The sequence below is a fragment of the Oceanobacillus luteolus genome (assembly GCF_042678205.1).
Lineage (GTDB): Bacteria > Bacillota > Bacilli > Bacillales > Amphibacillaceae > Oceanobacillus > Oceanobacillus luteolus.
The window spans coordinates 63,908-72,454 of sequence record NZ_JBHUDE010000164.1 but is presented as its reverse complement, the minus strand read 5'-3'; the positions used below and the strand labels follow the sequence as shown (position 1 = coordinate 72,454).

8 protein-coding genes are annotated in these 8,547 nt (G+C 37.1%); all 8 read right to left on the bottom strand.

The annotated features are described in order from the left end of the window. Positions 1-152: 152 nt before the first annotated feature. The 8 genes from ACFSBH_RS19980 to dnaG all read right to left on the bottom strand — a co-directional run bounded on the left by ACFSBH_RS19980 (position 153) and on the right by dnaG (position 8,391). The gene (locus ACFSBH_RS19980) at positions 153-1,043 is read right to left on the bottom strand and encodes a deoxyribonuclease IV (protein ID WP_251510089.1); all 891 of its coding nucleotides are present in this window, start codon (positions 1,041-1,043) and stop codon (positions 153-155) included. A gap of 24 nt (positions 1,044-1,067) precedes the next feature. Continuing rightward, positions 1,068-2,381 (bottom strand): DEAD/DEAH box helicase, encoded by a 1,314-nt coding sequence (locus ACFSBH_RS19975; protein WP_379599417.1) that lies wholly within the window; start codon positions 2,379-2,381, stop codon positions 1,068-1,070. A gap of 36 nt (positions 2,382-2,417) precedes the next feature. Further along, a complete protein-coding gene (locus tag ACFSBH_RS19970; RefSeq protein ID WP_251510087.1) occupies positions 2,418-3,533 on the bottom strand; it encodes a Nif3-like dinuclear metal center hexameric protein in 1,116 nt (371 codons plus the stop codon). After that, positions 3,526-4,242: a tRNA (adenine(22)-N(1))-methyltransferase gene (locus ACFSBH_RS19965; protein WP_251510085.1), complete on the bottom strand. Its 717-nt coding sequence runs from the start codon at positions 4,240-4,242 to the stop codon at positions 3,526-3,528. The genes ACFSBH_RS19970 and ACFSBH_RS19965 overlap by 8 nt, the downstream gene beginning before the upstream one ends. A gap of 70 nt (positions 4,243-4,312) precedes the next feature. After that, the gene (gene cccA / locus ACFSBH_RS19960; RefSeq protein ID WP_251510084.1) at positions 4,313-4,696 is read right to left on the bottom strand and encodes a cytochrome c550; all 384 of its coding nucleotides are present in this window, start codon (positions 4,694-4,696) and stop codon (positions 4,313-4,315) included. A 98-nt stretch (positions 4,697-4,794) separates the two neighbouring features. Beyond that, the gene (locus ACFSBH_RS19955) at positions 4,795-5,343 is read right to left on the bottom strand and encodes a hypothetical protein (protein WP_251510083.1); all 549 of its coding nucleotides are present in this window, start codon (positions 5,341-5,343) and stop codon (positions 4,795-4,797) included. A gap of 82 nt (positions 5,344-5,425) precedes the next feature. Next, positions 5,426-6,544, bottom strand: coding sequence for an RNA polymerase sigma factor RpoD (gene rpoD / locus ACFSBH_RS19950; RefSeq protein WP_251510082.1), 1,119 nt, complete (start codon positions 6,542-6,544; stop codon positions 5,426-5,428). A gap of 32 nt (positions 6,545-6,576) precedes the next feature. Further along, the gene (dnaG, locus tag ACFSBH_RS19945) at positions 6,577-8,391 is read right to left on the bottom strand and encodes a DNA primase (RefSeq protein ID WP_251511084.1); all 1,815 of its coding nucleotides are present in this window, start codon (positions 8,389-8,391) and stop codon (positions 6,577-6,579) included. Positions 8,392-8,547 lie beyond the last annotated feature (156 nt).

Below are 8,547 nucleotides of genomic sequence, written 5' to 3'. Positions count from 1 at the left end.
TGGGCCATGGTGATGAACCAGCTTCTTCTTCATGATGAACTGAAAGATAGGGTGTTAAAGTACCTTGAGTAAATGGGGACTTACACACTTTATTTGACAAGCCCAAATAAAATAGACGCAAGCACCCAATCATGAGTGCTTGCGTCTATTTATTATTGCATAATTAGTTCTTTCAACTCCGAATTAAAGTTTCCATCCTTAATCATTTCAATCTCATGTTTATACGGAGCCTTTTTGTTCTTCTTATCCTCACCAACATAAGGTGTTTCTAGAATCTTCGGCAATTCACTCAACTGAGGATGGTTAATGATATAATGCAAAGCATCAAAACCAATATGGCCAAATCCTATATTTTCATGTCGATCTTTCCTAGCTCCTCGAGGGTTTTTACTGTCATTAACATGAACAACCTTAATTCGGTCGACACCAATAATCTTGTCAAATTCATTTAATACACCATCAAAATCATCTACAATATTATAACCTGCATCATGTATATGACACGTGTCCATACATATAGATAACTTTTCATTGAACGTGACTCCATCAATTATGCGTGCAAGCTCTTCAAAAGTTTTACCGATTTCAGATCCTTTTCCTGCCATCGTTTCCAAGGCGATTTGGACCTGATGTTCTCTCGTTAATACTTCATTTAAGCCTTCAATAATCTTCTTTATCCCTTCATCTTCCCCTGCACCAACATGTGCACCTGGATGGAGGACAATCTGGTTAGCCCCGATTACTTGTGTGCGTTCCATTTCACTACGAAGGAAATTCACTCCAAGTTCAAAGGTAGCTGGCTTTTGTGTATTACCGATATTTATTATATATGGAGCATGTACAATGATATCTGAAATTCCATGCTCTTCCATATGTTTTTTTCCAGCTTCTATATTCAATTCTTCAATGGGCTTTCTTCTCGTATTCTGTGGTGCTCCTGTATAAATCATAAACGTATTCGCTCCGTAGGAAATAGCCTCTTCACTTGAGCCTAAGAGCATTTTGCTTCCACTCATGGAAACATGTGAACCAATTTTCAACAAATCTTACACCTCTCCTATATATAATTATTTCTTTTTATATTTTTTGTTGCCTAATCTTCGTTTTATATTTTCTTGTTCTTTTTTCATTTTCTTTTTATAACCAGGCTTCACTTTCTTAACTTTCCTCACTTGCTTCCAAGCTTCGTTTTCAAGGTTCGTGGTAGTATTTTTCCTTAATTTTCTTGTATTCCAAGGCTTGGCCTCAACAAATTCTCCATTATTAATATCTACATAGGAAATCTGCAACCCTTTTTTCTCTAGCTTTTCAATTAATGGGAGATCTTCTTCAGTATAAAGGCTAATTGCAGTTCCTTCTAATCCCGCCCTTGCAGTACGACCAACCCTGTGGATATAAAATTCTTCTTCCTTTGGTAAATCAGCGTTTATTACATGACTGACCCCTTTAATATCAATGCCCCGGGAAGCGAGATCCGTACAGACAACATATTCATAACGTAAATTTTGTATCTCTTTTAAAACACGTTTTCTCTCTCTTGGGGCTAGACCACCATGGATGATTCCTACATTCAAGCCTTCACTTAACAATTGGTCAACTAAGGAATCTGCTTCCTTTTTTCCGTTAGCAAAGATCAATGCAAGATAAGGTTGGATTGTATTGGAAATTCCCTTGATCAGCTCTCCTTTGTCACGATGTTTCAAAGCTATAAAACGATGCTCCATCGTTTCTGGAGAAAAATGCTCTTCAATCTTTACATAGGTAGGATTTTCCAAGTATTTCTTAAAGAAATGTTGCAACTTCTCAGGAATTGTTGCGGAGAAAACTAGGATTTGAATATCACTTTTAGCTCTTACCAACAACTGGTCAACCTCTTGGATAAACCCTAAATCAAGCATGAGATCTGCCTCATCTACAACAAATGAGTTAGCGGAATAAATGGACAATGCTTCAGATTTCACCATATCCAAGATTCTTCCAGGCGTCCCTACAACAATATGAGGTGGGGTTTTTAACTTGTCAATCATTTTTTGTTTATCAGTTCCACCGATTAATAATTTACTACTCCAGACTCCATCCTTTCCAGCGTAACTGATCACTTTTTTAACTTCTTCATAAAGTTGGGTAGCCAATTCTCTTGTTGGAGCTGTGATAACAAACTGTACTTCTTGCTTCGTGCTATCCAATTGTTGAAAAAGAGGTAATAAAAAAGAATGTGTTTTCCCAGATCCAGTACGAGACTGACCGATTACACTCTCTCCTGCTAAAATTGGAGGAATTACTTTTTGTTGTATCTCTGTTGGTTTTTTAAATTGTAATTGATCAATTACCTGAAGTATATCGGACCCTATACCTAAAGATTCGAAGTTTGAATTTCTCATTATTTGTACTCCTTCTTTGCCTTGCACTAATTTCTTTTATATATACTGAAATGGATCAGTGTTCGTATCGGAAACTATAATTTCCACATTATTTGACGCTAATTTCTTTTGTAGATAGTCTTTGATTTCCTCTTTCATTATCTCTTCAATGTAATGTCCAGCATCAATAACAGCCAATCCGATTTGAATAGCTGTTTGGGCTTGGTGGAAGCCAAGATCTCCTGTGATATATACATCAGCGCCAGCTCTTTTTGCTTGGTGTATATACTTTTCCCCACTTCCTCCAATAATAGCTACTTTTTTAATCTCTTTTTCAAGATTACCGGCTACCCGCACATGATTGAGACCTAGCTGTTGTTTCATCAACTTAACATAATCATCGAGGATTATTCTCTCCGATAGGTCACCGATTCTACCCAGACCGTACTCCGCGCCTTCATTAGCCAACTCTATGATATCATAAGCCGGTTCTTCATAAGGATGTGCTTTTAAGACTGCTTTCTTTACTTCATTCAACTTACTCTCCGTGACCAGCACTTCAATCTTCGCTTCATCCACTTTAGTGATTTCTCCTACTTTGCCAATATATGGGTCAGCCCCCTTAATTGGTTTAAAGGAACCTATTCCCTTTATTTCAAATGAACAGTGGGAATAATCCCCTTGTTCCCCGCCACCTACATCACCAATAACGTTTTTTATCGCTTCAATATGACTAGTAGGAACGTAAACAGCAAATTTGTACATTCTTTCTTTCCCTAAAGATATAAGTGTTTTATTGTTTTGAAGTTTCAAGCGCTTCGCAAGCATATCATTTACTCCAGATGCAACAACATCAAGGTTCGTATGTGCGGCATAAACTGTAATGTCATGGCGAATTAATTTAGATATTATTTTTCCTTCAGGAGTATCGACATTGATTCGCTTTAATGGATTAAAAAACAAAGGGTGATGTGCAATAATAAGATTTACGTCTTTTTCTATTGCTTCATCCACAACAGATTCTACTACATCCAAGGTTATCATCACTTTAGTTGCCTTTTGATTAGCTGAACCAATCTGTAAACCAACATTATCCCAAGAATAAGCTTTCTCTTTTGGAGCTAATTCCTCAATCAGCCTAAAAATAAGCGAATTCGTTGGTACATCAACCATGGTTTAATTCCTCCTCAATCCAAGATAATTCTTGTGTAAATTTCTTGATTTTTTGTTCGTCAGGTTGGGCTGCTTGCTTCATTTGTTCAATTACAAGCTTTAATTTACTAGCTTCTTCCCGCCATTTTTTTAAGAATATGGAAGATTTTTCTTCCATTAAATAAGGCCCCAACAGTAATTGCTTCTCTATCATTTCGGACTTGTATGGATGTACTCCATTGCGGTCTGCAACTAAAATCTCGTAGATATGACCATTTTCCTCCAAGATTCTTTCAGCAGTTAGATCAAATTGATGTTCATTAAGCCATACCCTGATTTGCCTTGCATCAACGTTGGGTTGAAGAATTAAACGGTTTACCGTGGAAAGTTTCTCTACACCCTTATCGAGAATGTTTGTAATGAGCCCTCCACCCATACCAGCAATGACGATCTGCTCTATATGATCATCTTCATTTATAACTTCCAATCCATTTCCAAGTCTAACTACAATTCTTTCCTCTAGGCCTTGCTTTGAAACGTTCTTTTGTGCGCTTTCAAATGGGCCGCGATTTACTTCACCTGCTATTGCTAATGCTTGTTCATCATGTAAACATACGAAACAAGGTAAGTACGCATGATCGGAACCAATATCCGCAAACTTGGCCCTTTTAGGAAGAAATTCAGCTACTGCTATTAAACGCTCGGAAAGCTTCAGATTATATTGTTCCATCGTCCACTCCTTTTGAAAAAGAAAAGCTTTCTGTTATTCAGAAAGCTTCTCCATTTCCTTTTATAGATAATTATTGTTTTTCACTCAACCAAGTTGCAAGAGCATCTAACTCTTCACCTTGAACAGCAGGAATTGCAGGCATTCCGCCTTTACCATTTTGAATAATATCTTTGATCTCATCCACTGAATAAGAAGCTCCTACAGTTGTTAATGCAGGACCAGCACCACCGGATAAGTCAGCACCGTGACATGCAGCACAGTTAGCTTGGAAAACAGAGTCTGCATCTCCACCAGCCGTTTCGCCCGCTGCGCCATCTTCTGTCTGTTCAGTATTTTCTCCTTCGCCACCATCAGCGATATTTTGTTGTTGGTTTAATCCGATAACCGAAATAATGATTACGGCCACAACCCCAATTATAGCAATAATTGCATATGGCATTACCGCGTTTTTCATTTTGTTTCCTCCTTATGTATTACCATTTTCTATCTATAAAAAGACTATATATAGTTTACTCTAAAATCAATAACTTTAAAAGAGAAATGATATGAAAACTAAAGAAAATAATAGACAAGTACAAAAATTATCCCTATTATTCCACTAATCAACATATATTTAAATTTAGCTAAATATCCTAAAATTAACCATAATAAGAAATTCATTAAGACAATTCCGGTAACGACAAATGCGCTGCCAGATAACAAGTCCCCCACTAGAATCGTTGTTAATAAGAACAGGAACAAACTGATAATTAAAGCCGAGTGAAAATAGAGACGTCTTTTGTCATTAAAGGAGAATGTACACCAGAGAGAATAACTAAGCAATAAAGCTAAAATAACCAGTTGCAAATAGATATGAAATTCAGTAAAATAGATTACAACAAACGAAAAGGGAAGAAGTAAATACAGTATAACTATTTGAAAGCGCTCTATTAACGTCAAATATTTATTGTACCCTTTGTAATCTTGCGTAATGACATCTGTCATTTCTTCACCATTCGTATACAGAGCAAGCAAGTAATTGCAATAGTGTTCAGGAAGTAACCTATGTTGTTTCCAATACTCAATTTCCTGAATAATTGTAAACCTGCGTTCTTCTTCCATCCGTATTCACCCCGTATGTTTTGGAAATCAAGCAATAATAGCCATTGCTTACACTAAAAGTGTAAACAATGACCATAATTGTTTAATCATCTAAAAAGTCTTTTAATCGTTTACTACGGCTTGGGTGACGCAGTTTTCTCAATGCTTTAGCTTCGATTTGTCGAATACGTTCTCGTGTGACACCGAAGACCTTTCCTACTTCTTCCAAGGTCCTTGTCCGACCGTCATCCAGTCCGAAGCGGAGGCGAAGAACATTTTCTTCACGGTCTGTTAAGGTATCAAGCACATCTTCCAGCTGTTCTTTCAACAGTTCATAAGCTGCATGATCAGATGGCGAAATAGCCTCCTGATCTTCAATGAAATCGCCTAAGTGGGAATCATCTTCTTCACCGATTGGCGTCTCAAGCGATACTGGTTCTTGAGCAATCTTAAGGATATCTCTGACTTTATCCGGTGAAAGTTCCATTTCTTTTCCAATTTCTTCAGGAGTTGGTTCCCTACCTAAATCCTGTAATAATGAACGTTGGACACGAATTAACTTATTGATCGTTTCCACCATATGCACTGGGATACGAATGGTTCTAGCTTGGTCAGCAATTGCACGCGTTATAGCCTGACGAATCCACCATGTAGCATAGGTACTGAATTTAAACCCTTTACGGTAATCAAATTTCTCTACTGCTTTAAGCAGACCCATGTTACCCTCTTGGATTAAATCAAGGAATAACATGCCACGTCCTACATACCGTTTGGCAATACTAACAACAAGTCGCAAGTTGGCCTCTGTTAACCTACGCTTCGCTTCTTCATCGCCTTCTTCAATACGGGATGCAAGCTCAATCTCTTCTGCAGCAGATAATAGGTTTACTCGACCAATCTCTTTTAAATACATACGAACAGGATCATTTATTTTTATACCCAAAGGCACACTTAAATCGTCCGTATCCACTTCTTCTTCTTTAGCAATTTGTTGCATGCTTGGATCATCTTCTGATTCTCCAATCACTTCAATTCCTTGTTCACCTAGGTACTCATAGAACTCATCCATTTCATCGGATTCAATCTCGAAATTCGATAAACGGTCCGCCACCTCTTCATAGGCTAATGCACCGCGTTTCTTTCCAATTTCGACTAATTTATCCTTTGCCATCTCTAATGTCATTTCAGTTTCTTTGGTTTGAGTCGGCTTCTTTTCGGTCATGAGTCCCCCTCCTTCCAACAATTTAAACTTGATTATTTCTTTGAATTTCTTTTGATTTCTAAAATTTCTTGTGCAATCTTAGCAGCGGTGAGTGGATCACTTTCTTGTTCCGCTACTCTCAATTTTTCTTTTAAGGTTTGGATAATATTTTTGTCACTCGATTCTGCTTTAACAATGTTAATATAATCGGAGAGTGCTTCTTCACTAACTTCTTCGATTTCAGAGGTCATTGATATTTCAGTGACAACCTTTTTCAAATTATCATCACTAAGATTCTCAATGAATTTACTAATATCTGGAGAATTTCTTTCTTCATAAAAAGCATATAAGTGGGTGACAATTATTTTATGCTCATCAACCTCAAAATTTGCTCCAATTTCCTCTTGAATACGTTCTGCTACCCATTCACTTTGCAACATATGATATATTAATTTTCTCTCTGCATTGTGATGGGCTGGAAGTAGTTTCCGGTTTCTAGAAAAATTTACAGTGTTATTAGTATATCTGTTCTGAAGCTTATTATCCGGGTTATTCCCGTTTTTTAATCGGAATACTTCCAATTCTTCCTTTAATGCATCTAAAGACATCGAGAATTCTTTACTTAATTCCTGTAAGTAATATTCCCTTTCCAGCGAGCTTTCAACCATCGCCAACTCTTTAAGTATTTTTTGGATATAATCTAGCCTTTCCGCTTCAAGGCTTAAATTATAATCTTTTTTAAAGTAGCGCATGTAAAATGTCATGTAAGTATCGCTGGCTCTTAAAACTTGACTCTTAAATGCTTCAGCACCATTTTGTTTAATAAAGCTATCCGGATCACTTCCGTCTTTCAAGTAAGCAATTTTAACTTCACAGCCTGCTTTTCGGAGGATGTTAGCAGCTTTATAACTTGCCTCTTGACCTGCAGCATCGCCATCATAACAAATAATGACTTGGTTTACATAGCGTTTCAACAAACTCGCCTGAGATTCAGTCAACGCAGTACCAAGCGTAGCTACAACGTTTTTTATTCCTGCCTGGTACGAAGCAATTACATCCATATACCCTTCAAACAAAACTGCTTCATTTTCTTTCCGTATGTGCCTCTTGGCAAGGTCAAAATTATATAGGAGTTTTCCCTTTTGGAATAATTCACTCTCAGGGCTATTTAAATATTTTGGACCTTGTTCTTGGATTGCTCTTCCACCGAATGCAACGGTCTTTCCAAGGTGGTTACGAATCGGGAAGATAACACGACCTTGAAATCGGTCTGAAATTGTATTGTCCTCCCTTAAGGTTACAAATCCGGCTTTAATTAATAATTGTTTGTTGAAACCCTTTTTTTCCAAGAACTTTACAATGAAATCCCTTATATTAGGGGCGAAGCCTAATTGAAAGGTATCGATAGCCTCATCATCGATTGAACGCTCACTTAAATAATTATATCCTTCTTTACCATCTTTCGTATAACGGAGCAAGTGATGGTAAAGTTTTGTGAGCCATTCATACGCTTCAAGAACACGTTGATTTTCTTCGGAATAAGAGGACTTTTTCTCGCCACCTGTATCGGGAAGTTTGATTCCAGCCCGGGTTGCAAGAAGCTCTAACGCTTCAAAAAATGAGAAGCTCTCTATTTCCATTAAAAATGTCACTACATTTCCGCCTTTTCCACATCCGAAACAGTGGAAAATTTGCTTTTCCTGTGTGACTGAAAAGGAAGGTGTCTTTTCTCCATGAAACGGGCATAACCCAAAATAATTCCTTCCCTGTTTCTTTAATTGTACGTATTCTCCGATAACGTCCACAATGTCATTGGCTTTTCTTACTTCTTCAATAATTTCTTCAGGTATTTGACTCAATCTAATCACCAAATTCTATCTATCCTGTAAGATCATTAAACTCCTTTATATTACGACATTTTTCTACAAAAAGATAATTTACTGCTTACATTTTTGACTCAGAGAATTACTTTTGTTCTTTTCTTTCCATTCATCCACATGTAATTTAATCATTACATAAATCTA